General features: G+C 37.7%; 22 protein-coding genes. 16 read left to right on the plus strand and 6 right to left on the minus strand.

The features are described 5' to 3' along the window. Nucleotides 1-4: 4 nt before the first annotated feature. Complete coding sequence (locus B9A52_RS11940; protein WP_084120684.1) at nt 5-454, plus strand: GNAT family N-acetyltransferase; 450 nt, start codon at nt 5-7, stop codon at nt 452-454. Continuing rightward, a complete protein-coding gene (locus B9A52_RS11945) occupies nt 451-1,167 on the plus strand; it encodes a class I SAM-dependent methyltransferase (RefSeq protein ID WP_084120685.1) in 717 nt (238 codons plus the stop codon). The genes B9A52_RS11940 and B9A52_RS11945 overlap by 4 nt, the downstream gene beginning before the upstream one ends. Nucleotides 1,168-1,175: 8 nt before the next feature. On the opposite strand, the gene B9A52_RS11950 is transcribed toward B9A52_RS11945, so the two are convergent. After that, the gene (locus B9A52_RS11950) at nt 1,176-1,700 is read right to left on the minus strand and encodes a YdeI/OmpD-associated family protein (protein WP_084120686.1); all 525 of its coding nucleotides are present in this window, start codon (nt 1,698-1,700) and stop codon (nt 1,176-1,178) included. A gap of 236 nt (nt 1,701-1,936) precedes the next feature. Between B9A52_RS11950 and B9A52_RS11960 the strand changes: the two genes are divergently transcribed. Next, a complete protein-coding gene (locus B9A52_RS11960; protein WP_084120688.1) occupies nt 1,937-2,131 on the plus strand; it encodes a hypothetical protein in 195 nt (64 codons plus the stop codon). 228 nt (nt 2,132-2,359) lie between these two features. Here the strand turns inward: B9A52_RS11960 and B9A52_RS11965 are convergent, their stop codons facing one another. Further along, nucleotides 2,360-2,842 (minus strand): hypothetical protein, encoded by a 483-nt coding sequence (locus B9A52_RS11965; protein ID WP_084120689.1) that lies wholly within the window; start codon nt 2,840-2,842, stop codon nt 2,360-2,362. A gap of 330 nt (nt 2,843-3,172) precedes the next feature. On the opposite strand from B9A52_RS11965, the gene B9A52_RS11970 reads away from it, so the two are divergent. The 8 genes from B9A52_RS11970 to B9A52_RS12000 all read left to right on the plus strand — a co-directional run bounded on the left by B9A52_RS11970 (nt 3,173) and on the right by B9A52_RS12000 (nt 11,395). Further along, complete coding sequence (locus tag B9A52_RS11970; protein WP_084120690.1) at nt 3,173-6,664, plus strand: CheR family methyltransferase; 3,492 nt, start codon at nt 3,173-3,175, stop codon at nt 6,662-6,664. Next, nucleotides 6,661-7,113 carry a response regulator gene (locus B9A52_RS11975; protein WP_084120691.1) on the plus strand — a complete coding sequence of 151 codons (453 nt, stop codon included), beginning with the start codon at nt 6,661-6,663 and terminating at the stop codon, nt 7,111-7,113. The genes B9A52_RS11970 and B9A52_RS11975 overlap by 4 nt, the downstream gene beginning before the upstream one ends. 50 nt (nt 7,114-7,163) lie before the next feature. Further along, nucleotides 7,164-7,697 carry a helix-turn-helix domain-containing protein gene (locus B9A52_RS11980; RefSeq protein ID WP_084120692.1) on the plus strand — a complete coding sequence of 178 codons (534 nt, stop codon included), beginning with the start codon at nt 7,164-7,166 and terminating at the stop codon, nt 7,695-7,697. Nucleotides 7,698-8,039: 342 nt separating this feature from the next. Next, complete coding sequence (locus B9A52_RS11985; RefSeq protein ID WP_084120693.1) at nt 8,040-8,459, plus strand: hypothetical protein; 420 nt, start codon at nt 8,040-8,042, stop codon at nt 8,457-8,459. 53 nt (nt 8,460-8,512) lie between these two features. Beyond that, a complete protein-coding gene (locus B9A52_RS11990) occupies nt 8,513-8,776 on the plus strand; it encodes a hypothetical protein (protein ID WP_157370133.1) in 264 nt (87 codons plus the stop codon). Between the two features lie 111 nt (nt 8,777-8,887). Beyond that, on the plus strand, nt 8,888-9,049 hold the full coding sequence (locus B9A52_RS25510) for a hypothetical protein (protein WP_197687285.1): 162 nt from the start codon (nt 8,888-8,890) through the stop codon (nt 9,047-9,049). Nucleotides 9,050-9,061: 12 nt separating this feature from the next. Then, nucleotides 9,062-10,858, plus strand: a complete 1,797-nt coding sequence (locus B9A52_RS11995) for an alpha-amylase family glycosyl hydrolase (RefSeq protein ID WP_084120695.1) — start codon at nt 9,062-9,064, stop codon at nt 10,856-10,858. A gap of 132 nt (nt 10,859-10,990) precedes the next feature. Continuing rightward, nucleotides 10,991-11,395: a PEGA domain-containing protein gene (locus B9A52_RS12000; protein ID WP_157370134.1), complete on the plus strand. Its 405-nt coding sequence runs from the start codon at nt 10,991-10,993 to the stop codon at nt 11,393-11,395. A gap of 16 nt (nt 11,396-11,411) precedes the next feature. Here B9A52_RS12000 and B9A52_RS26150 read toward each other — a convergent pair whose 3' ends face one another. Together B9A52_RS26150 and B9A52_RS12015 are read right to left on the minus strand one after the other, a co-directional pair. After that, entirely contained in the window at nt 11,412-11,726 is a 315-nt protein-coding gene (locus B9A52_RS26150; protein ID WP_231955588.1) for a thermonuclease family protein, read from the minus strand. Between the two features lie 898 nt (nt 11,727-12,624). Further along, a complete protein-coding gene (locus B9A52_RS12015) occupies nt 12,625-13,536 on the minus strand; it encodes a cation diffusion facilitator family transporter (protein WP_084120697.1) in 912 nt (303 codons plus the stop codon). Between the two features lie 159 nt (nt 13,537-13,695). Here B9A52_RS12015 and B9A52_RS12020 point away from each other — a divergent pair, with 159 nt between their 5' ends. From B9A52_RS12020 to B9A52_RS12030, 3 genes are all read left to right on the plus strand, one after another. After that, a complete protein-coding gene (locus B9A52_RS12020; RefSeq protein WP_084120698.1) occupies nt 13,696-16,038 on the plus strand; it encodes a patatin-like phospholipase family protein in 2,343 nt (780 codons plus the stop codon). 162 nt (nt 16,039-16,200) lie between these two features. Further along, a complete protein-coding gene (locus tag B9A52_RS12025) occupies nt 16,201-17,592 on the plus strand; it encodes an MATE family efflux transporter (RefSeq protein WP_084120699.1) in 1,392 nt (463 codons plus the stop codon). 266 nt (nt 17,593-17,858) lie between these two features. Further along, the gene (locus B9A52_RS12030; protein WP_084120700.1) at nt 17,859-18,839 is read left to right on the plus strand and encodes a phytanoyl-CoA dioxygenase family protein; all 981 of its coding nucleotides are present in this window, start codon (nt 17,859-17,861) and stop codon (nt 18,837-18,839) included. 117 nt (nt 18,840-18,956) lie between these two features. Here the strand turns inward: B9A52_RS12030 and B9A52_RS12035 are convergent, their stop codons facing one another. Together B9A52_RS12035 and B9A52_RS12040 are read right to left on the minus strand one after the other, a co-directional pair. Next, nucleotides 18,957-20,231 (minus strand): polysaccharide deacetylase family protein, encoded by a 1,275-nt coding sequence (locus B9A52_RS12035; protein ID WP_084120701.1) that lies wholly within the window; start codon nt 20,229-20,231, stop codon nt 18,957-18,959. Nucleotides 20,232-20,597: 366 nt separating this feature from the next. After that, the gene (locus B9A52_RS12040) at nt 20,598-20,990 is read right to left on the minus strand and encodes a DUF302 domain-containing protein (RefSeq protein ID WP_084120702.1); all 393 of its coding nucleotides are present in this window, start codon (nt 20,988-20,990) and stop codon (nt 20,598-20,600) included. Nucleotides 20,991-21,477: 487 nt separating this feature from the next. Here B9A52_RS12040 and B9A52_RS12045 point away from each other — a divergent pair, with 487 nt between their 5' ends. Continuing rightward, entirely contained in the window at nt 21,478-22,410 is a 933-nt protein-coding gene (locus tag B9A52_RS12045) for a DUF4097 family beta strand repeat-containing protein (protein ID WP_084120703.1), read from the plus strand. A gap of 229 nt (nt 22,411-22,639) precedes the next feature. Continuing rightward, nucleotides 22,640-23,365 carry a hypothetical protein gene (locus B9A52_RS12050; RefSeq protein ID WP_084120704.1) on the plus strand — a complete coding sequence of 242 codons (726 nt, stop codon included), beginning with the start codon at nt 22,640-22,642 and terminating at the stop codon, nt 23,363-23,365. The last annotated feature ends 375 nt before the right edge of the window (nt 23,366-23,740 follow it).

Consider the following 23,740-nt stretch of genomic DNA (forward strand, 5'->3'; position numbering starts at 1 on the left):
CAGTATGTTAGAAATAATCAGATCAGATTCTGAAAATAAGGATTTTGTAAACTTAGTCAGCTTGCTGGACGCGGGACTTGCCATCACTGACGGTGAGGATCATGCATTCTATGATCAGTTCAATAAATTGAATGCTATCAAATATGTTGTAGTTGCCTATCAGGACTCTGTCCCCATCGGATGTGGCGCCATTAAGGCCTATGATGAAGGTACCATGGAGGTAAAAAGGATGTTTGTCAAAGAGGAATACAGGGGAAAGGGAATCGCCGGTAAAATACTTTCAGAACTTGAAAAATGGGCAAGAGAATTGGGATTTCAAAAGTGTATTTTGGAGACCGGTACCCGACAAATTGAAGCCATCGCATTATATAAAAAATCCAAATACAGCATTATACCCAATTATGGACAATACGAGGGGGTGGAAAATAGTCTGTGTTTTGAAAAAAAACTATGATGTACACTTATGATGATGAGATAGCAGGGCATTATGCTGCTTTCAGGCCTCCACTGCATGAGTTGATATTGGACAAATTTCTTTCTAATCTTCCATTATTTAAATCGGGACTCGATATAGGATGTGGAACAGGGACTTCTTCAATTGCACTTGCGGGATATTGTGAAAAAGTGATCGGGATAGATCCCAGTCTGTCCATGCTTGACCGTGCAGCTGCCCATCCACAGGTCACTTATTTGCCCTTTGGTGGCAGCCAATTGAATTTATTTGGGGAAGATTTTGATATCATCACCTTTGCGGGGTCTTTGTTTTATGCCAAATCCCAAAGCTTATTGGATGAGGTAGTGCGGGTAGGGAAAAATAAAAGCCTGATTTTAATATATGATTTTGAAATTGTATGTGAGGAGATTTTGGCAAGATTTGGTATTCAAAACCAATCCGGAAATACCGATTATAACCACATGGTGGATTTTTCGGGATTGGAACTTTCCAAAGTGGAAAAAGTGATATCCTTAAAAGAAATGATAAAAATCAACATCCTTGCTGAAAATCTGGCGCACGTGTTTCTGGCAGAAGAGGGTATTTATCCGATCCTGAAAGATAAATTCCCGAGACATGATCTTTATGAATTTGTATCAAATGAGCTTTCCAAACAGAAATTGGATGAATTGAATGTCAATATTTTTTTATCTGTTTATCAAATCAAAAAATAAACTGACACTTACCAATTGTTTTCAAGGTTGTTGTAGTATTTGATTTTTTCATTCAACATCCTGAAATCCAACTTGCCTTTTACATCCTTGAGATGTTCGATAATGGCGAGGGACTTGTTGAGTCTTGAATTGGAGTTTTTGACTTTGCTGACCAGATAGACAAGACTTCTTTGTTTTCCCTTAGTCAGGGCATGGAATAACTCATTTCCCAAATCATCCTGGTCCAATAACACCTGCAATTCTTCGGGCATTTCATGTCCATATTCTGAATGGTCTTTTTCAATATGCACGGTGAGTTTTTCACCTTCTTGGATTTTAAGTTGATCCCGAAAAGATTTATTGATCAGTACAAACCAGTACTCCTTACTTTTCATCAATGCAGCCGGATAGGGGGGCAGTTCATTCAGTTGGCAGATTATTCTCCTGTTATCCCCTTCTATAAATGTAAGGGCAATATCCTCAGGTACAGGAGTATGGAACTGCCATAGATTGGTATGAAAATTTTCAAGTGTGGAGGCAAAAGATTTTTTCATGAATTGAAAATATCCTATTTTTAAGAATATATCTATAAATCATTCCCTATGTTTTTAAAATTTCTGTTTAAATCTATCTGTTTGGGTTTCTTGGTGGGATTGATCGTTTATGTTAGTTCCAAGTTGATCGGCACTGGAGTAAATTCAACAGTGATAGGGACGGCAACGGCCGTTGTTGTGGCTGCTATAAATATACCTAAATTGTTATCCGCAAATCAAAAATCAGCTAAACCACTATGAAAAATATATCTTTTAGTTCCCACTTTTTTCTTATTGTATTGACCGGAGTGATATCAGGTTATCTTGTTTATTTATTGCTTGGTCTTATTGAAGTTCCTTTTCGGGAAGTAGCATTTTTTTCAGTCATGTCAGCAGTGATAGCCGCTTTGCTAGGTCGAATGGAAAAGAAATATGATGAGACACAAAATTGAATTTTTTTTCAATGAAAAGGAATGAGCCTATTCTCAAAAAAAATCACCACGCAAAGAGGCTTTAACCAAACAACCAGAAAGGATCAAGGGGCAAACCTTTCAATGCCCGCCACATCCGTCATCCGTCATCCGTCATCCGTCATCCGTCATCGGTCATCGGTCATCGGTCATCAAACAGAAATTGAAATACAAATATGAAAACAGATAACCCCATGCAATCACTGAGGATCAGTAAGCTGTTTGCCATTCTTCCTTGAAATAATGTTCATCTTCTTCATTGTGTGGAAGAAAGTGGATGGAAAAATTTTTTGGATCGGCATTTTTTCTACTATTGTCATGGGCATTCAATGGAAAGAGTGATCCTAGCATAAACCCAAGTACACCGCCCCAAACCGCGCCTACCGAAAGAGCAGTGATGAGAGTGGCAATAGGTGAAAGAGAAGTACCGCTTTCTGAAAAAAGCAATATTAAGCCAACAATGCCACCTGTAATTACTGCCCCTGAAACTATCCCCCATTTGAATCCTGTTAGAGATTTCCTTAATGTAGTATTCCCGGAATTTTGAAATTGAACCATGTCTTCCTCTTCGTTGTCTAATCCTTCCCGGTGATTGATTTTTAGCTCATCATATTGATAGCCCCTGTCCAAAAGGGTTTTCAGGGCCAATTTGAATTCTTCCCTGTTATTGAAAATTCTTTTCAGTTGTTGCATTTCAAACGGATGTTAATATTTAAACTAAGTTTATTGATTTTTATCCCGAAAATCTTCTGGTTAGAAAAGGATTTTTTTTACGTTGGAAAGATCCAAAATTGATTGTTAAAATCCATTATACTTAAATACCTATTAATTGCACTAATTACACCTTGTCGAAAAAAACATTGCAACAAAAAATCAAATGTTTACAACAATCACATATTTATCAAAAGCAGTTTAAAAGTATTCTTAGCGCGGGATTATTATTCTTATCTTTACAGATTATGGTTATGGGTGATTTCCTTTTATCTGTAGGTTTCAATAGCTGTTCTGTCTACAAAATATTTTATGGAACAATCCCGAAATAAAAGCAAGGCTAAGAATTCAGTTTCAAGTAAGCCTGTCAAAGCTGTTTTTCCCGTAGTAGCAATCGGTGCTTCTGCAGGGGGGCTTGAAGCCGTTTCCGAATTGCTGAAATACCTGGCTCCTAATACAGGCATGGCATTCATATATGTACAGCACCTCAAGCCGGACCATAAAAGCATGCTGATTCCACTATTGGCCAAGATTACTTCCATGAATGTAAAGGAGGTAGAGGATAAAATCCTGATAGAACCAAATTGCTTTTATATTATTCCTCCTGACAAGGAGATTTCTGCTGAAAATGGCCATATCCTAGTGAGGCAAAGACCTGAAGTTCCTAAATTTAATCTTCCAATAGATATTCTTTTTTCTTCCTTGTCCATTACCCATCATGAAAATGTCATTGGGGTCATATTGAGCGGAAGCGCCACCGATGGTACCATAGGCTTGAAGTCTATCAAACAGAATGGTGGTCTTACCTTTGCCCAGGATGATTCTGCCAAATTTGACAGCATGCCCAAGTCTGCAATTTCAGCTGGAATAGTAGATTATATATTATCCCCCAAAGAAATTGCCTTTGAGTTGAATAGGTTAAGTAAACATCCATTGGTCAGGAATTCCGACAGGAAAACCCGGGAAGAAGATCAGATTGATGATGACAGTCCCAACCTTAGGGCCATACTCACCTGTTTGTTTCAATCTACCGGCGTGGATTTTTCAGTTTACAAAATGAGGACCATCAAAAGAAGGATTTTGAGAAGGATGATGCTCAATAAGGTAAAAGAACTCAAAGCCTATTTGAATCTGATAGAGGGCAAAAAAGAAGAGCTCGATATTCTTTATCAGGACTTATTGATCAATGTGACCAGTTTTTTCAGAGATTCTGAAACCTATAAGTATTTGAAGGAATATTTGCTTCCTAAACTGCTAAAGACAAAAGAAGAGGGGGAGTCTCTCCGTATATGGGTACCGGCCTGTTCTTCAGGTGAGGAGGCTTTTTCCATCGCCATGCTGGTTTTGGAAGTACAGGAAAAAATGGACAAACCCACTCCCATCAAAATGTTTGCAACAGACCTGAGCGAAAAGTCGATCAGAAAAGCCCGGAATGGCATCTATACCAAAAGTGAATTGGAATCAGTTTATCCCAGGCGTTTGCAAAGGTTCTTTTCCAAAACTGATGGTAATTACAAGATTTCCAAATCAATCCGGGATCTCTGTGTCTTTGCTACCCACAATGTTCTCAAGGATCCTCCATTTTCAAAAATAGATTTTATAAGTTGCAGGAATCTGTTTATCTATTTTGATTTACAGGCCCAAAAAAGAGTATTGGCAACTTTTCATTATGCCTTGAATGACAGCGGCTATCTGATGTTGGGAAAAGCGGAGACAATCACTTCTTCTTCCCATCTATTTACCCAACTTAACAAGAAGTATAAAATTTATTTCAAAAAAAGTAATTCAGACAATGTCTTGTTTTCTTTACCCACCATCAAAATGCCTAAAAAGGAGATACCGCCTGCCCATATTGACGTCCAAAAAGGAACGAGTTCCATTATCCCTGAGATTAATTTCAAACAAAGTAATTTGGGACTGGCAGAAGCTATAAATACCATTATTATTTCCGATTTTTTACCTCCGGCTGTTGTGATCAATCAGCAACATGAAATCAAACAGTTCCGGGGCAATACAGATCTTTATTTCAGCCATGCTTCCGGTAAAGCTTCACTGAATATCTTCAAATTGGTGCGGAAAGAAATTGCATTCCATTTAAGGAATCTTATTTCCAAATCCTTCAAAACCAATCAGCGCATCAGAAAAGGTGGAATTGAACTAAAAATCGACAATTCCCGATACATCATCAGCGTGGAGGTGGCCCCTCTCCATTTGGATTCCGAAGAACAATTGATGTTGGTAGTTTTTTCACATCATGAGCAGGTTTTGGGTCTTAATGGATCGAAAGGAAATGATGATGGACAAAACACTCAGCTCAAACTTCAGGAAAACAGGATCAAGCAGTTGGAAGAAGACTTAGAAGCTTCCCATAAAGATGCCCTGGAACTGGCACATGAGCAGGAAGGGTATATCGAAGAACTCCAAAGTGCCAATGAGGAAGTAGTATCTAGCAATGAAGAACTGCAGACCGTCAATGAAGAACTGGAAACTTCCAAAGAGGAACTGGAATCTTCCAATGAAGAACTGATCACTACCAATCAGGAACTACAAACCCGTAATGAACTGCTAAGTGAATCGTACGACTATTCCAGTGCTATTATTGCCACCCTGCACGAGCCTTTGATTGTATTGGATAAAGATTTCAGGATCAAAACCTCCAATGATTCATTTTATAGGACTTTTGGAATAAAAAAGGAGGAGATGGAAGGCAAAATTCTTTTTGACCTCGAAGACAATGAATGGAATATCCCTAGTCTGAGAGAATTGCTTGAACATATCATTCCCAAAAACTCCTCCTTTATTAATTTTAAAATCACGCATACTTTTCCTAGAATAGGACAAAAGGTATTCTTGCTCAATGCAAATCGAATTGTTCAAAAAAGTCATGGCGAGCAATTGATTTTGCTTTCTTTCAACGATATTACAGAACATGAAAGGATTCAAAAAAAGGAGTTGGAAGTCTATGCCAAGGATATGGAGGAATCCCAAAATTATAATCTAAAGTTGGAAAAAGCGGTAAAAGAAAGGACCAAGCAACTGTATCTGTCCAACAAAATGCTGGAAGAAAGAAACCGTGAACTTGGAAATATGAATAAGGAACTTGAGGCTTTTGCTTATGTCTCGAGTCACGATTTACAGGAACCGCTAAGGAAAATCCAAACTTTTGCAAACAGGATACTTGAAAAGGAACAGACTAATTTATCTCCAAGTGGAAAGGTATATTTTCAGTATATGCAGGAGTCAGCCAACAGGATGCAATTGCTGATAAAGGAGTTATTGACTTTTTCAAGTCTCAATACTGCAGAAAGAAAATTTGAGACCATTCGGCTCGAGAACATTGTCAGGGACGTAGAAATGGAATTGAAAGAAGAATTGGAAGAAAAAAAAGCTTCCATTGAGTTGCAAGAAATGTGTGAAATCAGTATTATACCCTTTCAATTCAGGCAGTTGATACAAAACCTTACCCGTAATTCATTGAAGTTTTCCAAGCCCGATATACCTGTCAGGATTGTAATCAGCTCCAAAATTGTAAAAAAAGAAAACATCAAAACGACAGAAAATCTAAATCATAATAATTATTGTCATATCAGCTTTTCAGACAACGGAATAGGCTTTGATCAGCAATACAGTAAAAGGATATTTGAAGTTTTTGAAAAACTTCACAGCAAAGATGAATATCCCGGAACTGGAATAGGTCTTGCAATTGTGAAAAAAGTGGTTGAGAATCACAATGGATTCATAAATGCCACTAGTGAATCAAATAAAGGAACTATCTTTGATATATACCTCCCAGCTAAAATATGAGTGAAAAAACCCTTAAAATAATACTTGCAGATGATGACGAAGCAGATAGAATGTTATTCACAGATGCATTTACTGAACTGAAATCAGGGATTACTATTGAAACTGTCAATGACGGCATGGCATTGATGGATCTTTTGCACGCTACCGAGACACAGGACCTTCCGCAGATTCTGTTTTTGGATATCAATATGCCCCAAAAAACCGGCATTGATTGCCTGAAAGAAATCAGGGCAGACAATAGGTTCAATGATGTTGCAATAGCCATATATTCTACCTCTTCCAGCGAAAAAGACATGGACGATACCTTTATGCATGGGGCAAATGTATACATTCACAAACCCAATAGTTTCGATAAATTGAAGAAGGTGCTTGAAAAAGCAATCATGAATTTCAAAGTATATCAAGATCCGCCATTCAATAAAGATAATTTTATCTTAAATGCGGAATGAAAGGGTTAAATAAATAAAAATTGGAAAATCTAAAATTACATATCAAATATATGGTTAGCCTCCGGTGCATCCTGGCAGTCAAGGAAGAACTTCGGAGTTTGGGAATCAAGTTTGTCAATGTCAGTTTGGGTGAAGTTGAAATTTTTGAAAAAATTACTAAAAATCAAATGGAAGAACTAAGACGTAATTTGAAACACATCGGGCTGGAACTGCTTGAAGACAAAAGGAATATCCTTATCAATAAAATCAAGAATGAGGTCGTTACCTTGATCCATCATTCTGAAAGTATACTCAAAGTCAATTTTTCGGACCATCTCAGTGAACAGCTTGGATACGATTATACCTATCTATCCAATTTGTTTTCAGACGTCATGGGAATAACCATACAGCAGTTTATTATTTTCAATAAAATTGAAAAGGCAAAGGAACTGTTGTTATATAACGAACTTAACCTGACCGAAATCTCCTATAAATTGGATTACAGCAGTGTTTCCCATCTTTCCAACCAATTCAAAAAAGTAACCGGCCTTACCCCTTCTTATTTTAAACAAATGAAAGAATTGCGCCGGGCCCAGCAAAAATAAACCGGTTGTTATCCTGACTCCAATTCCTTTTTTGTCATTGAAAACCTGATTTCCGATTTTTTTGGATAATTGTATTTTTTGATACCCAACAGTTTGAATTCCTACTTAAGTCTATAGGGATCTCTACGATCCTATCGCTGAATTGTGTTGAATCCAACGGAATTTGAAGGATAAATGAGATTTTACCCGAAATTTTTCAAAGATTTTTTCCCATTTAAAATTTATTCATTAAAAATATTAAACTGTTAATTCCATAAGATATTAAAAATATCCTGTAATTATTTTGATGTATTTATCCTCAAATTTGTATTGTGTAAATTTTAAATAATACAAAATGAATCCATGAAAAAAAGTATAATAGTACTCTTGGCTGTATCAGCCTTTTATTTCCAGGGATGTGATGATTTCCCTGATGGTCCAGCAGTAAGTCTTTTGTCACCAACTGAAAGAGTGGCAAATGATTGGGCAATAGCTGAGGCATTGAATGAGGGAACAGATGTTTCCGACAATTATGATAATTATGAACTTAACCTCACAGAAGGTGGCTTGGCAAGCCTTACTGCAAAATATAATATACTAGGTACTTCTTATGATTTCACAACAGAAGGAACTTGGGTATTTATGAGCAATGAAGAAAAGATTTCATTCGATTTTGACAATGACCTTGCAGATGGCGTTTACGAAATATTAAGATTGAAAAATGACGAAATGTGGTTGAAAGAAGATGCAGGCACACTTGAATTGCATTTCATCCCAAGGTAATTCCTGACTTGTTCAAAAAAAATTAAAATTTTATGAAAAACAACATGAAAAAAATGAAATCTAATAAAACCGGAAAGGTCTTAGGGACCATTTTGATGGTGATCGGAGCAGGGGCATTTGTTGGCTTTTTTTCCAGTCAAAAAAACAGATCCAAAACCCAGGAAAAAGCTTTGGAATTGGGGAATTATGTGCTTGGAAAAGTGGATGCCGAAAAAAATATCTTAATAAGCAAAGCAAAAGAGTTGATGAGGAAGACAAAAAGTGTGGAACAAGATATAGACGGTCTACTTTCTACTTATGAAAAAAAAACAATTTGAGACAAAGAAAAAATGAAAGCATTAAATAAAGCATTAGCTGAAAAAGTATCCTAATTTTATCTGGAAAATTAAAAAGCCGGTTGAACCTTATCAGGGGCTGATCGGCTTTTTATGTATTTAGTTTCTTATTCCTGTTTGATCTTATTTTTTGGTGCTGCCTTTACAAAGGTGTACGCGGAAAAATACAGTCCAAAAATCCAACCGGAGGATTTCGCCATGATTGTGGAAGAGAAAGAAGTAATTATAGAAAAAGGAAGTGACCTTCAACATTGATCAATATAGCTTATGGAAAGTAATAAGAAACAAGGAATGGGTTCGATAGTGGGTGAAGTTGGAGTGACATTCAGAGTCTGGGCACCCAATGCGGATCAGGTTTTTGTGATGGGAGAATTCAGTGACTGGAGAGAAGAGCAATTCCCGCTTGACTTTGAAGGCGAAGGTTATTGGGCGAGACATGTTGAAGAGGCCAAATCGGGCAATGAGTATAAATTTCTCATTATCAATGGTGATCAAAGGCTATATAAAAATGATCCTTATGCACTAAAACTTAACCACAGTAACGGAAATTCCATCATTTATGATCCATTTCATGATTGGCAGGACCATGAGTTCAGAATAGCCCCCTTCAATGAATTGGTGATCTATGAGATGCACATCGGGACATTCAACAGAGAAGGCTTACATGAAGGTGAAGTTGGAACTTTTTATTCTGCCGTGGATAAACTGGACTATTTACAGGAATTGGGGATCAATGCGATTGAACTGATGCCTGTGATGGAGTTTTCGGGTGACAATTCCTGGGGATATAATCCCTGTTATCCATTTGCCGTGGAAACAGCCTATGGTGGACCTGATGGATTGAAACATTTCATTTATGAAGCCCATATCAGAGGAATAGCAGTTATCATGGATGTGGTTTATAATCATTTTGGGCCATCGGATTTGGATATTTGGCAGTTTGATGGCTGGAGTGAAAACGGTTACGGGGGTATTTACTTTTATAATGATGAGCGGGCAAGAACACCATGGGGCGACAACCGTCCTGATTTTGGAAGAAAAGAAGTCAGAAACTATATCAGGGACAATGCCTTGATGTGGCTGAATGCCTATCAATGTGACGGATTGAGATTAGATGCTACTGCCATAATCAGGTTTATAGGTTGGGAAATCCCATATGATAAAACAGTCCTAGAAGAAGGATATTTCTTTTTGCAGGAACTAAATGAAGAAATCAGGGAGAAATTCCCATATAAAATCCTCATCGCAGAAGACCTCAAAGCAGATGCCATCGTAACTGCGCCTATTTCAAAGAACGGACTTGGCTTTCACACCCAATGGGGTTTGGGTTTTGCGGATTATGTCAAAAGGGTTTTGTTGGAAGTGAATGATAGGCATAGGAATCTTCAATTGATTGTCGAATCACTGTTTTTTTCCTTTAATAACGACGTTTTTCAAAGAGTTATATTTACAGAGTCTCATGATGAAGTAGCCAATGGGTCCTCCCGGCTTCCTGAAGAAATTGATCCGGGAAATGCCGATGGAGAATATGCAAAGAAAAAATCCACATTGGGTGCCATTACCTTGTTTACTTCAGCAGGCATTCCAATGATTTTTCAAGGTCAGGAATTTATGACCCATGGATTTTTTTCAGATTCAGAAGAATTGAATTGGGAAATGCAAAGGGAAAATCAAGGGATTTTTCAAATGTATAGGGATTTGATCTGGATGCGTTCTGGCAAAAATAAAGATTTGGTGGGTTTGACCGGAAATCAAGTTCAAACTTTGCATTTTCACCAGGATAATCTTGTATTGGCATTTAGCAGGACACATTTGGATTTTCAGGACAGACCAGTCATTGTCATTCTCAATTTTTCCAGCAATGAGTACTTTGGATATCAAGTCGGTATCCCCTTTGAAGCCGAACTTGATGTAAAGTTCAATAGTGGATGGAAGGGTTATGATGAGGATTTTTCTGATACAACCCTCCTAGGCGTACAAATTGAAGGAGCATTTGAAGGTCAGGACCATTCTATAAAAGTTGATTTGCCTTCTTTTGGAGGAGTGATTTTGGTGAGAAAGTAAGGGAAAATAGAGCAATTTTGATTCTTCTTATGTCTGATTTCCTTATTATAATTTTTTGTAGAAAATTGTGTCAAATTTCAGATAGGTGGAAATAATATTTAGTTTTGTACTCATCATCTAAAGATTTACAGTATGAAAAGAAATTCACAAATGGTTCAGGCTTTTGCAATTATCTTGTCAGCAACTATATTTTTAGCAGGATGTGGCAGTACCACTATGATTCAATCGAAACCTGATAATGCCAAAGTCTATTTGAATGGAGAATATATGGGTACTACCCCTTATGCCCATAGAGATACCAAAATCGTGGGCAGTACCACAATAGTAACCTTGGAAAAAGAAGGTTATCAGACTTTTAATACCTCATTCTCCAGAGATGAAGAATTGGATGTTGGGGCTTTGATAGGAGGGTTATTTCTTTTGGTCCCTTTTTTATGGATCATGAAATATAAGCCTTTTAGGAATTATGAAATGAAGCCTGAATTCGGTTATGAAGAGAAACTAAATTCAGAGACCCTTCTTGAGATAAATAATTGATAATTGAAAAAGGGGATTATGGAATAGCCCATAATCCCCTTTTTTGTATCCTGGCTTCGTTCTGAAGCTTAACAAACAGATCTGCATATTTTACATTTGGTGGAACAGTCATGACCATGGCATAGCCATTTTCGACCAAATGTGCATTTAGAAAAGTGCCGTCTTCTAAGAAGACATAGGCTAGCGTTCTTTTATACCTGTCATATTTGGTCACATCATATTCCAAGCGGATTTTTTTTCCATCCAATAATTTGACTGCATAGGAAGCAGCTTCTTTGCCAAAATATCCGATTTCTTTCTTTCCTGTCCTTCTCGATTCAGGTGCATCCACCCCGATCACAATCTGACCTTCTCTTGTTCACCTTTGGAATTGCTGATCCAAAAAGTATCCCCATCTACAAATTTGGATACTTCAACCCATTGACTTTGATTCTGAGCAGGAAGTTCAATAGGGGGAAAGGTGAAAAGGAGAAGAAAGAGAAAGGTTTTATGAATTGGACGCATAATTTGGAATTATTGGGTAAGATAAGAAGCAGGAATCAAAGAATCAAGAAGCAAGAGCCAAGATACAAGAGCCAAGAATCAAGACCGTTGAGGTTTTAAAACCCTGATGGTCTTGAAGGTAAGGAGTTCACCTATTTGTGTACATTGGCTGAACATGGGAAGAAGTCTGAAAGCACAAAAATTAAAATAGTTATCCACAAATCAGGAAAGTTTGCACGTCAAAGGGCCTTTTTATTTTCTGTTATTTATATTTACAACTATGAGTTTGAAGGAAAAGAAAAAGCTTCAAATTTTCTTTTCCAATTGGAAGAAAACTCAAAGCTTATTTTATGTTTAACAATTAAAATCAAAAATTATGAATGAAAAATTCATCCTTCTGATTTTAACCTTTGGACTAGACTTCCTACTAGAGATTTGGAAGAAAGTCCTTGAGAGATGGTCAAGATCGTACCAGAATCTTGGTCATCAAGTACAAACTTAGGGTTGAAATTAACAAAAGGGCGGGTCAGTGATCCGCCCTTTTTTATTTCCAAATATAATTAATTGTTGTATTCAACGATACAGTTTTATAAAAAAAAGACAATTTTAGTATAGGGTTTTTATCCAAAAAATTGAAAATGAGTCCTCAAATCCGAAGGTTTGAATCTTTTTATAAACACCCCCAAATTGATTAAATCCACTCCGCCTAATATTAGTGGTCAGGAAAAAGCCGTCAAAGATATTCTTTACACCGCCCACTTTCTATTATTTGTAAATGCCACGTTAAGCCATTTTTTCAGTGAAATTGGCTGCATCTGAAGGAGTATTTCTTCCCTGATTTGATCCTGTTCTGAAAGAGAGGGCTGCCAAGCTTCAGGAGACACAACAAAATCAATTTCAATAAAAAGTTTGGGGCCTGATTTGGATACTCTTAGAAATGATTCCTGAAATTTGTATTTTTTTTCAATGTCATCCACAATTTCTTCACAAAGATCGAGGTATTTATCATCAGCTTTCATATCTAGTACCTCACGGATTTGCCTTCCCATGTTGGTGATGGGAACTTTCAAAAAATACCCTGAAACAATAATGACCATTAACGGGTCCATAAAGGGTTGAAGGTTTTGGTATTTTGAATAACCCAATCCAAAAGATAAAACAAAACCTGCCAATACTGCCAAACTTAAAAAAGTGTCCATTAACCATTGTTGGGATTCAGCATCCACCAGTCCGGAACCGTTCAGCTTTTGCTTTTTTTTCAGATACAAATAGACCAGATAGCAACCTGCAGTAGCTAAGACAGAATAAATCATACCTGATCCGGCATTGACTTCCTGACCTCCTGACAATAAAGTGGATACCCCAGAAAAAAAAGAGAATAGACATAAGATGGTGATCACCAAAAATTTACCCAAAATAATAATGGGTTCTATCATTTCCTTTCCATAAGGGAATCTATCAAAATCCTGTTTTTGCATATAAGATGCCGTAATCAGAGAAATAATCGAAAGCCCCACACTGATCAATGAATAAATCCCATCAAACAAAATGATTTTAGAATTTTCGACAACTCCCCATATCACGGCTAACACTGCAAAAAATAAAGCACCATATACAGAGAATTTCAGTAATTTTTTTTCTTGGTTTATAGGTTTCATGGTTGTTTTTCTCCTAAAAAAAATTGTTTAGTTGTCCAAAATATAAAGCTAATTTAAAAACATATTGAGTAATATAAAATTAAAAAACAAACACTTTATTATCTTCACATAGATTCCTTAGTTCCATATAAAATTTTGAAGTTTTTATTGCTCTCGTTTATGAAAAAATATTTGTCTCTTACCTTTTCATTGGTTTTATTTTTTGCAATCACACTGATTCAGCCTCTGATTGGTCAAGAATTAAATAAGAACGAAAAACCTAAAATCGGATTGGTTTTGAGTGGTGGTGGAGCCAAAGGTCTGGCACATGTGGGAATCTTAAGAGCCATGGAAGAGGCTGGTATCCGGCCAGATTACATTGTAGGTACATCTATGGGTTCTGTGGTGGGAGGATTGTATGCCTTGGGATACAGTGCTGACGAACTTGAACAAATCATTCTGAATATTGATTGGGAATTGCTGATCACCAATAGAGTGGAGTTGAACAACATAGCTTTTGAGGAAAAGGAATACTATAACCGATATTTGGTTGAATTGCCTGTCATAGATGGAAAGGTTGCCTTGCCTTCAGGATTGATTCATGGTCAGATGCTTTCAGAAACCCTTCATTACTACACCTGGCCTGCCAATAATATTCAGGATTTTGATGATTTCCCCATTCCTTTTAGATGTATTGCTACCGATGTAAAAACCGGCAAGGGTGTTATTCTCAAGGATGGATACCTGCATGATGCTCTTCGGGCAAGTATCGCCATACCCACTTTTTTCACACCTTTTGATATGGACAGCACTTTGGTGGTGGACGGAGGTGTGGTCAATAATTATCCGGTAGATGTGGTCAGGGAAATGGGGGCAGAAATTGTGATTGGAGTTAATGTTGGCGATGAAGATTTTATAGATCCCAAGGAATTAGGCACTTTTTCAGGGATTTTGATGCAGATTGCTATGAGCCAATCCTACAGTAAATTGAGGGAAAATATTGCGGATACAGATATCTATATCAAACCTGATCTAAAAAATTATTCAACAGGGAGCTTTAATAAATTCAGGGAAATTCTGGAGTTGGGTGAAATTGCAGGACAAAATAATCTCCATAAATTTCAGAATCTTTCCGATAGCTTGGGAATATTCGTTGCAACCGAAGGTATCGGATTGGAAGTGGAGCCGATTAAAATCAATGAAATAGAGGTACAGGGCAATAGGCTGTTTTCTGACCTTTTGGTCAAATCCAAATTGAATGTCTCCGAGGGGGATTTATTGACAAGGGCCGAATTGAGGGAAGGAATGTCGAGGGTATTTGGAATTAATGGGTTTTATAGGGTAGATTATTCTTTGATAAACAAAAAGGACGATAATCATAAGCTTTTGATCAGAACGGACGAGAAGCCCAAAAACCTGCTATTTGCCTCCGTGCATTTTGATAATCAGTTTGCGACAGGTCTATTGTTGAACCTGACCATGAGGGATTTAATCGGCAAATCTTCCAGAATGGTTTTAATAGGGGATATTTCCAAAAATCCCAAGTTCAGAATGGACTACTATAAGTATTTTGGGCAGGTGAAAAAGTATGCCTTCAATCTCCGGTTCAATTATCTTAATCAGGAAGTTCCCAATTATCAGGACGGTGAGGAAACAGATATCAGTGTGAATAGGGAAGGTAGGATAAGTGCCAATATCATGACCACCCAATCCTTGAAGGAAACATTCGTAGTTGGGATGTTTACTGAAAGAAACTTTTCTAAGTCAAAATTTGACATCACAGTTCCTTCTGATGTAAGAAATGCATACAGAAATTTTTCAGGACTCCGATTTCTGTATTACCGCAATTCACTTAATGATCGCAATTTTGCAACCAAAGGTGCTGAGGCAATTGTAGAACCTGTTTATTTGTTTGGGAATAATTATGGGATCCGGTTGGAAGACGGAATAGATACTTTGTTTTTAAACCAGGGAAATATTGGGATTCCATCTGAGTCACTAGATGATTTTATAGATTTCCTGACACCGGCTAGTTATTTTTCTCTTTACCTAAAATACATCAAATTTTTTCCACTATCACCTAAATTTCAAATCATTCCTTCAGCTGCAACGGGCCTTACATTTTCCAGAGAGCCCAGTTTTAAAATTTTTGACACCTATATTGTAGGTGGACATCAAAGAGTTAGATTCACTGATACCAGGGTATGGGGCTTGAATTACAGAGAATTGGTTTCTCCCAATTTTGCCAAATTGGGACTTGAATTCCAGTATGTCCCGGTCACTAACATCTATCTCAGGACCGGTACAAATGTGATTGGTTCAAGCCTACATGTCCCTTTGGGGAGTAGTGAAACTTCCATCATTTCAGAATTCGTGGATACTGCATTTATAGGATATGGAGCAGATATTACCTACAAATCTTTCTTAGGGCCAATCGTGGCTGGGGTAGGCGGAAATTCATCAGATAACAACCTTCGATATTATTTCTCGATCGGATTTTCATTCAATTATTCCGACAGATAAATATTGGGGTAAAATATGGATACAGTTTTGGGATTCAGATTTTTTTCTCCCATTTTTGCTGTGTTATGAAGTCATAGTTTTTTCCCCGGTTCGTCTTTCAGTATCCATTAGGTGATACTTGTTGATAATTTTCAATTATCCCTATGGGAAAATTTTACCGTTATGACTTTCAGAAATTTCATCAGACATTTTAAACAGGCTGTTAGGGGTCTTGAAGAAGACTTTACCAATATCAGCATCAAAAAAGCCATATTCTACCTTTCTGTCCCCATGATTCTGGAAATGGTAATGGAATCACTTTTTGCAGTAGTGGATATTTTCTTTGTGGGAAAGTTGGGTGTATATGCAGTAGCCACAGTAGGTCTTACTGAATCAGTGCTGACAATAATCTATTCCATAGCTATAGGGCTGAGTATGGCAGCAACAGCTATAGTAGCGAGGAGGATAGGGGAGAAAAAACCGGTAGAAGCATCAAAAGCGGCTTTCCAGGCAATTTTTGTCTGCTCTTTCTTTGCCATAGCTGTAGCCATTTTGGGTGTTTTCCAAGCAAAGAATATGTTGGCAATCATGGGCGGAGAACCAGATGTGATAGAGATGGGGTACCGGTATACACAGGTCATTTTTGGCGGAAATGTCTGCGTAATGTTACTTTTTCTCATCAATGGTATATTCAGGGGTGCAGGAAATGCCGCTGTTGCCATGAAGGCACTGTGGATAGCCAATGGATTTAATATTGTGCTTGATCCCATTTTGATTTTTGGTTTGGGTCCCATACCAGCTATGGGCTTGGAGGGTGCTGCTTGGGCTACCACTACAGGAAGAGGTATAGGAGTAATTTATCAGTTCTACATTCTTTTCAATGGCAAATCCATCATTAAATTTTACTGGGAAAGTCTGAAGATGAACTGGAAAACTATCTGGACAATTCTTAAGGTAGCTTCCGGAGGCATGGGGCAATTCTTGATTGAATCCGCCTCTTGGATATTTCTGATGCGGATTATTTCTGATTCAGGTTCTGTGGCTTTGGCAGGTTATACCATCGCGGTGAGGTTGATCATTTTTGCATTGCTACCGGCATTTGGTTTGTCCAATGCAGCCGCTACACTTGTGGGGCAAAATCTAGGTGCCTTGCAGCCTGCTCGGGCTGAAAAATCCGCGTGGCTATCAGCACATTACACTGCCATTTTTCTTGGATTTTGCTCGATCATATTTATTGCTGGGGCAGGGTTTTTTATCGGGATTTTCAATCAGCAACCTGATGTGATTGAAGTGGGCAGATTGGGATTGACAATCATCTGTTTGGGTTATGTGTTTTTTGGATATGGGATGGTGATGAGTCAGTCTTTGAACGGTGCCGGAGATACCAAGACTCCAACTATCATTAATTTGGCAGTGCTTTGGGGCTTTCAGATTCCATTTGCCTACTTTCTCGCAAAAACTTTAGAAATGGGTGCCACCGGAGTATTTGTTGCAATTGCCGTTAGTCACTCGCTTCATGCCGTAGTGAGTACTTTGGTTTTTAGGAGGGGAAAGTGGAAGTTGGTGGAGGTATGAACCAAGTACAATGTACCAAGTACCATGTAAGTGGAGCTGCTGTTCGACATTTGTAATGGCGAACGACAGATAACCAGGATTTGTAATCCTAGTTTCCGTTAAGATGAAGGTTGGAATTGCAAATTCCATTCATCTGTCCTCGCGATTGCAAATCACGAGGAGCGGGTTCCTTGAGAATTTTTGGAGAAATTTAAAAGCAAGGATTAATCTCTTTTTTAAAATATCATTATATTGTGATACAACCACTTAGCATCACTTTGAATAAGATGGAAACGAAAGCAATGAACCCAACAGACAGGGATAGTCCCAATAAAAACCATAAGGAAATCCCCGGAAATCCATCCACTGCAACAAGCAGTAAAATCCGATTAAACGATCGCTCCAATGGTAATAAGCTCGGAGTTTTATCAGAAGAGGATTGGCAGTTTTGGATTCATAATGGCTATATAGTCATCAAAAATGCAGTATCTAAGGAGCAGGTTGCTAAAACAGCTTCCTTCTTATGGGAATTTGAAGAAAAGGATCCAAACAATCCAAGTACTTGGTATGCCAGACCCAATCAGGAAATGGAGATGAAAGAATTGATAGGGACAGGAATGGTGGAAGTATATAATCATCAGGAATTATGGTACAACAGACAAGTGCCAAAAATCTACGATGCATTTGTGGATATCTGGGGAACAGATAAATTATGGGTAACCATTGACAGGGCAAACCTGAATTTCCCTATCAGACCAGGGCATGAATACAAGGCATTTATTCATTGGGACTATGACCCTGAAACCAAGCCCCAAAATGTTCAGGGTGTTTTGGCCTTGGCTGATCAGATCGATGAAAATATGGGAGGATTTCAATGCATCCCTGAATTGTACCGGACTTATGAAACTTGGAAGCTGACCCAGCCTGCATACAGAAATCGTTTTCAACCAGATATTTCAGCATTCAAAGATCAAATCGTCAAAGTAAAACTACATGCAGGGGATTTATTGATTTTCAACAGTCTGCTTCCCCACGGAATCAGAGCCAATCATTCCGATAAAGTCCGAATTGCCCAATATATCTCCATGATGCCTGCGGAAGAAGACAACGAAGCCCTCAAACAATGGCGCATCAATTCCTGGAAAAATAAAATAGCCCCTTCAGGTTATGCCTTTCCCGGTGATCCAAGAAACTGGGAACAAACCAAATATGGCGTAGCAGAACTTTCTGAACTTGGTAAGAAGCTATTGGGATTGGAGCAGTGGTAATAGAGTGTATTATAAAGAAGTAGAGAGCCGCGTTTAAAATTCAATCAATATAAATAGTCCACTGAAAGTCTTAGGACAAAATTCCGGAAAGATTGAATACCTATTTTCTTAATGAATTTAAAAAATCAAATATTTTTGTTCCTTATTGGGTATGGTGTCTTTTTGAAATGACCATTTATTTGGATCAGATAACCTAAATGTTTGTCCAAAATCGCAGTTTTTTTCTTCAAGAAGAAGGTTCACTTTGGAGGAAAGATCCTGAAGGATGTTTCTTAATGAAATATAGGTGCCAATAGTTTCTTGAAACCCATATTGATTGAAATCTTTGGATTGATTTTTTTGATCCAAAATTCCAAAATGATTATAATCCTGCAGGTAATACCATGTCTTGATCAGGTGATCATTTTTCGTTTTATAGACTTTGTTTTTCAAGGAAAACAATAAATCAAAGATTTCTTTTTGAAGTAATTTATCTTCTGCTTCTATTTTATTTGTTTTTTTCTGACTTTGGATTGATTTCGTTGAAATAGGCATTTCCTTGAAATTTTTATTCTTTATGATTTCTGCAGGAGTGATAAATCCAATATTGCTTTCCTTCGCTTTGTTGGGAAGTTCCCGTAAAAAATCCATTAAAATTGTATCTGATGATTGGTCTTTGATAAATGTGCTGTAGTCAATAAATAGCGTGACAATATTTTCTTCTTCAGGTAATTCATTGATCCATTTTACAAGTAAATCTGCCGTCATTGGTTTTTTGGAGTCGTTGCCTTTTGGTTCAGATATTGCTTCTGCCAACTCTTTGTTTCCGAATAATAATTTGATATCAGGTCTTTCCGGGAATTGATATATAGTATTAGGATGGGTTAGTGATACAAAAACCTCAGCGGTGTTGTTCAGCAAAACTTTATATCCAAGGTCTGCCAATATGGGGCTTAAAAAAAAGTTGCAATGCGATCCGTTATTTCTGAAAGAACTAGGTATTTGCCCAAATAAATTGAATATTTTTTTCTTTTGATTTTCGATCCTAAAGATTAAATCCTCCGGAGAGGATTCTCCGGTCAAGGTATTGGAATAGGTTTCTCCCAAAAATTCCACGTTACCTCTTTGATTCATCATTTTTAGATTTTCAATCAAATTGGGGGTAAACGCTTCAAATAGGTCAAGTGTACATCCGGAAAATGAAAAACTCACTTTGAACTGTAAATGGGGATTATTGAAAATGTCAAGCAAAACCTTATTGACAGGGATAAACTTTTTATTGGCAGTTTTGGTCAACCAATTTTTGTTAAGTTCCTCATTAAAGTAGGAGCTTGTTCCTCCGATTTCATAAAACCTATAATCCTTTAACCTCACCGGTTGATGGGTATGGAAAATCAAACAGATCTGCTTCATCACTTTATTTAGTTTTGGTTAGAGTCCCATTTTCAATAAAACCCTTTCCTCAAAATTGAAGGAAAACGGAATTTATTTTAATTTTTAAACTAAAGAATGTAATTAAATAAAGGGTAAAATCAGGTTTGGTGGATAATCAAATGTAATCTATTGATTATATGGCTCCAATGATTTTGGTCATGTTTTAGGAAAATTTGGGAATAGCGAGAGTCAAAAAAGGGCTGGTGTTACAAACTCTTGGAATCAAGAATCACGAAGCCACCGGCTTCGGACAACGTGAAACGAGGTTAGGATGGGATGTAAAGGGTGGAAATTTGGGGGTGCGGGTTGGGAAATCAAAATCCCATTGTTCCGTACCCCCGAAATTTATTTTACGGCATCAATTACTCTGGCAAGTTTTTCCTGTACATCTCTGGCAAGTGGTTCAATCAATGGATTACCTAAACTTGCCATTGCTGCAATGGGGTCTACTGCTGAAATTTCAATTTCACCGTTATCCAATTCCCTTAAGCTGACATTGCAAGGCAGCATTGCACTCATATTTGGGTCAATGCTCAACACTTTGTCAGCATAAGTTGGATTACAGGCACCCAAAATCAAAAAAGGTTTATAATCCTTATCCAACTTTTTCTTCATGGTAGCCTGGATATCAATTTCGGTCAATACCCCGAATCCTTCCGTTTTCAAGGCGTCGGTTATTTTATCTTTGGCCACCAGAAAATCCTGGGGGGCTATGTTTTTTGAGATATGGTATTTCATATGATTTTCAGTTCGATAGATTTCTAATTTAGGGGTTATTTTTTATAAAGATGGTGATAGAAGTTACTTTTGATGTTTGGGATAGTACAGAATCCTTTTTGGGTTAGGAGTTTCAATAGAGTATATAAGATCCGGAATCCCCTCTCCATGAACCAGTACATCTGATAAAGAATCTTTTTTTAGGGATTAGTTGGGGGAATATATTGGTAGAATAAAAATAGGCAACTGGCCATCGATTATCATAGTAATTTATCATAGCTAAAAAATCAGGGAAAAGCTTGAGATGATTGAAATGGGGAAATTTTAGTTCCAATGGAAGATTGTCCTCATTTGAAATTGGTCGATTTCGGACAATAGTGTTCAATTTTTGTAGTATGGTTTTTAGAAAAGCCTCATTAACTAGCAAAAATGGGGTTGTAAAGCTTGGCACAGTACTCGCATTGGTTTTAGTGCTAAACCAATTGAGTTAAACTTATACCTTTTTACAATGAAAAAATCCTTTCTTAATCATTCAGTTTTAGTTTTGTGTATGATATTTGTCCAGGTACAAGTATCAGCACTTAATAATCCTTATTTAAGCAAATCCTTTACCCTCTCCGGTCTGGGAAAAATTGAAACCAGGACCTCGGGGTCGAGTGTTTCCATTGAAGGGACAGAAGGTAATGAGGTGGTGGTCGATGTATACGTGAGAAGAAACGGTAAATCAGTAGATCTCAATGATTCTGACGTCCAAAAGCGTCTTGAAAATTATCAAATAGACATTGATAAAAGTGGGAATACCGTTTCTGTTTCAGTCTCCAACAAAGGGAATATGAATTGGTCAAATGGAAATAACCTCAATTTCTCATTTGATATCAAGGTGCCATACCAGACTTCGGGTGATTTGAATTCGAGCGGAGGTTCTATTTCAATCAGTGGAATTGATGGGGAGCAAAACATAAAAAGCAGTGGAGGAAGTGTCAAAATATCTGCTTCAAGTGGAAATGTTATTGCAAATTCCTCAGGCGGAAGTCTTTCCATTTCAGAATTTACAGGAATGCTGGATCTCAACACTAGCGGTGGTTCGGTGAAAGTTTCGGGAACGGAGGGAGATCTTGTTGTCAATTCTTCCGGAGGCAGTGTGAATTTGGAAAATGTCTCAGGGAAGGTTTATGCCAGCACAAGTGGTGGCGGCATCAAAGCCGATCTCAACACGATAGAAGGAGCCTTGACCCTAAAAAGCAGTGGGGGCAGTATTTCAGCTTCAATCCCAAAAGACCTGCCTATGGACCTGGACCTGAAAGGAGGAAATGTAAGTACAAAACTTACTAACTTCGAAGGAGAAATGAAACGGGATAAAATTGTAGGAAAATCCAATGGAGGCGGAGTTTTAATTTCCATGGCGAGTTCGGGCGGAAGTATCAACTTAGATTACAAATGATAGCAAAAGTGTATACTTCTTTATTAAGCGGAAAATTTCCTGATTGATTCATAAGGTCCATCAAAAATAAAATATTCAAACAGACCGTGGATGTGGTAAAATACCTGTAAAATTTTTATCCGGGGTTCTGAATTTTTTTGGAACCCCGTTTTTTTATCTGTTCGGAAACAAATTTTGTGGAATTTCCGGAATCTTTAATACATTTGAAAATCACCCACTTAAGAATGTCATGAAAAAACTCCCATTTCTCGCTGGGATTTTTGGTCTTTTTTATATTTGTTCCTGTCAATCAGAAATTGAAGGACCGCAGCAAGATCAGAATTCAACTGTTGTCTTATCCAAAGGCACAGAAGTCCAGGATGCTCAGGGCAATACTTTTAAAATTGGTTATGACCAAGTTAGCAGCATAAATCAGGATCCCTTTATACTCAAAACCAAGCCAAATGGTGAGACCGTTTGGAGAATCAAATATGAAGAAACGCCGGTAGATGGAAGAGGAACCGTTATCGCTTTTGAAGAGGGTAAGCTATTGGCGGTTTTTACTGTAGATGGAGGTAGCAATGATGGTAAATATCTCAACAAGCATCAGGTGTGGGAAGGGGCATTCGATGGGGTATTTCAAAGTGGATATGAAAAAGGGGGAGGTCCAAAGGTCAGTGCCATTTGTGAAATAGACCCGGAAACAGGAAAAATCAAAAAGGGGTCGTTTGTTGCCGCAAGGCTTACAAATGGGAATACAAACAGTCTGACAATTAGAGAAATAGGGGTAAACAAGGGGAAGATAGCCTTTAGGGTATCTGCAGCGGCCTGGCCTCCCGGGGTGGGTAGCAAATACGTCAGAATGCCTTACATAACAGATGCTGATAGAATTGACAATGCTTTTTTGATTTACTATGAGATGGAGGCTGATTTTTCAGCTATCAGGAAAGCCACGTTGTTGAGGGAATCTTTTTGACTTTTCAGCCGATCTCGTGATTTATCAAATCATGCGTTGTCCGATTATTCTGCAGATTCAATGGTGATAGTGATGACATCGAGCAGTGAATGTGGGCCTTCACTGTCGCCCCTCAATTGCCAGATCATGACACCTCCGGTTTTATTGTTCAAGGCGAATTTGACTTTTTGGGCAGGGTTGCAGGAAAAAAAGGATGCAGCAAGTCAGAACAAGGTTTTGATTAATTTTTCTCATTTGATTGGATGGATAAGTCGAATGAATATAATGAAAAGCAGGTTCTTGGGAAAATAAAAAAGTTATTCAAGATGATTTTCCTGAAATTCACTTCAGACCAATCGAGAGGCACATCACTCGATAAACAAATCTTTATTGAAT

The sequence above is a fragment of the Aquiflexum balticum DSM 16537 genome (assembly GCF_900176595.1).
GTDB classification, from domain to species: domain Bacteria; phylum Bacteroidota; class Bacteroidia; order Cytophagales; family Cyclobacteriaceae; genus Aquiflexum; species Aquiflexum balticum.

Bases quoted from the DNA above. Each gene is read 5' to 3' on its own strand.
- B9A52_RS11960 (WP_084120688.1), top strand. From the start codon at position 1,937: ATGAAAAATATATCTTTTAGTTCCCACTTTTTTCTTATTGTATTGACC.
- B9A52_RS12050 (WP_084120704.1), top strand. From the start codon at position 22,640: ATGAAAAAACTCCCATTTCTCGCTGGGATTTTTGGTCTTTTTTATATT.
- B9A52_RS11990 (WP_157370133.1), top strand. From the start codon at position 8,513: ATGAAATCTAATAAAACCGGAAAGGTCTTAGGGACCATTTTGATGGTG.
- B9A52_RS11945 (WP_084120685.1), top strand. From the start codon at position 451: ATGATGTACACTTATGATGATGAGATAGCAGGGCATTATGCTGCTTTC.
- B9A52_RS12045 (WP_084120703.1), top strand. From the start codon at position 21,478: ATGAAAAAATCCTTTCTTAATCATTCAGTTTTAGTTTTGTGTATGATA.
- B9A52_RS11980 (WP_084120692.1), top strand. From the start codon at position 7,164: ATGGTTAGCCTCCGGTGCATCCTGGCAGTCAAGGAAGAACTTCGGAGT.
- B9A52_RS25510 (WP_197687285.1), top strand. From the start codon at position 8,888: ATGTATTTAGTTTCTTATTCCTGTTTGATCTTATTTTTTGGTGCTGCC.
- B9A52_RS12030 (WP_084120700.1), top strand. From the start codon at position 17,859: ATGGAAACGAAAGCAATGAACCCAACAGACAGGGATAGTCCCAATAAA.
- B9A52_RS11975 (WP_084120691.1), top strand. From the start codon at position 6,661: ATGAGTGAAAAAACCCTTAAAATAATACTTGCAGATGATGACGAAGCA.
- B9A52_RS11965 (WP_084120689.1), bottom strand. From the start codon at position 2,842: ATGCAACAACTGAAAAGAATTTTCAATAACAGGGAAGAATTCAAATTG.
- B9A52_RS11940 (WP_084120684.1), top strand. From the start codon at position 5: ATGTTAGAAATAATCAGATCAGATTCTGAAAATAAGGATTTTGTAAAC.
- B9A52_RS11950 (WP_084120686.1), bottom strand. From the start codon at position 1,700: ATGAAAAAATCTTTTGCCTCCACACTTGAAAATTTTCATACCAATCTA.
- B9A52_RS11985 (WP_084120693.1), top strand. From the start codon at position 8,040: ATGAAAAAAAGTATAATAGTACTCTTGGCTGTATCAGCCTTTTATTTC.
- B9A52_RS12035 (WP_084120701.1), bottom strand. From the start codon at position 20,231: ATGAAGCAGATCTGTTTGATTTTCCATACCCATCAACCGGTGAGGTTA.
- B9A52_RS12000 (WP_157370134.1), top strand. From the start codon at position 10,991: ATGAAAAGAAATTCACAAATGGTTCAGGCTTTTGCAATTATCTTGTCA.
- B9A52_RS12020 (WP_084120698.1), top strand. From the start codon at position 13,696: ATGAAAAAATATTTGTCTCTTACCTTTTCATTGGTTTTATTTTTTGCA.
- B9A52_RS12015 (WP_084120697.1), bottom strand. From the start codon at position 13,536: ATGAAACCTATAAACCAAGAAAAAAAATTACTGAAATTCTCTGTATAT.
- B9A52_RS12040 (WP_084120702.1), bottom strand. From the start codon at position 20,990: ATGAAATACCATATCTCAAAAAACATAGCCCCCCAGGATTTTCTGGTG.
- B9A52_RS11970 (WP_084120690.1), top strand. From the start codon at position 3,173: ATGGAACAATCCCGAAATAAAAGCAAGGCTAAGAATTCAGTTTCAAGT.
- B9A52_RS12025 (WP_084120699.1), top strand. From the start codon at position 16,201: ATGACTTTCAGAAATTTCATCAGACATTTTAAACAGGCTGTTAGGGGT.
- B9A52_RS11995 (WP_084120695.1), top strand. From the start codon at position 9,062: ATGGAAAGTAATAAGAAACAAGGAATGGGTTCGATAGTGGGTGAAGTT.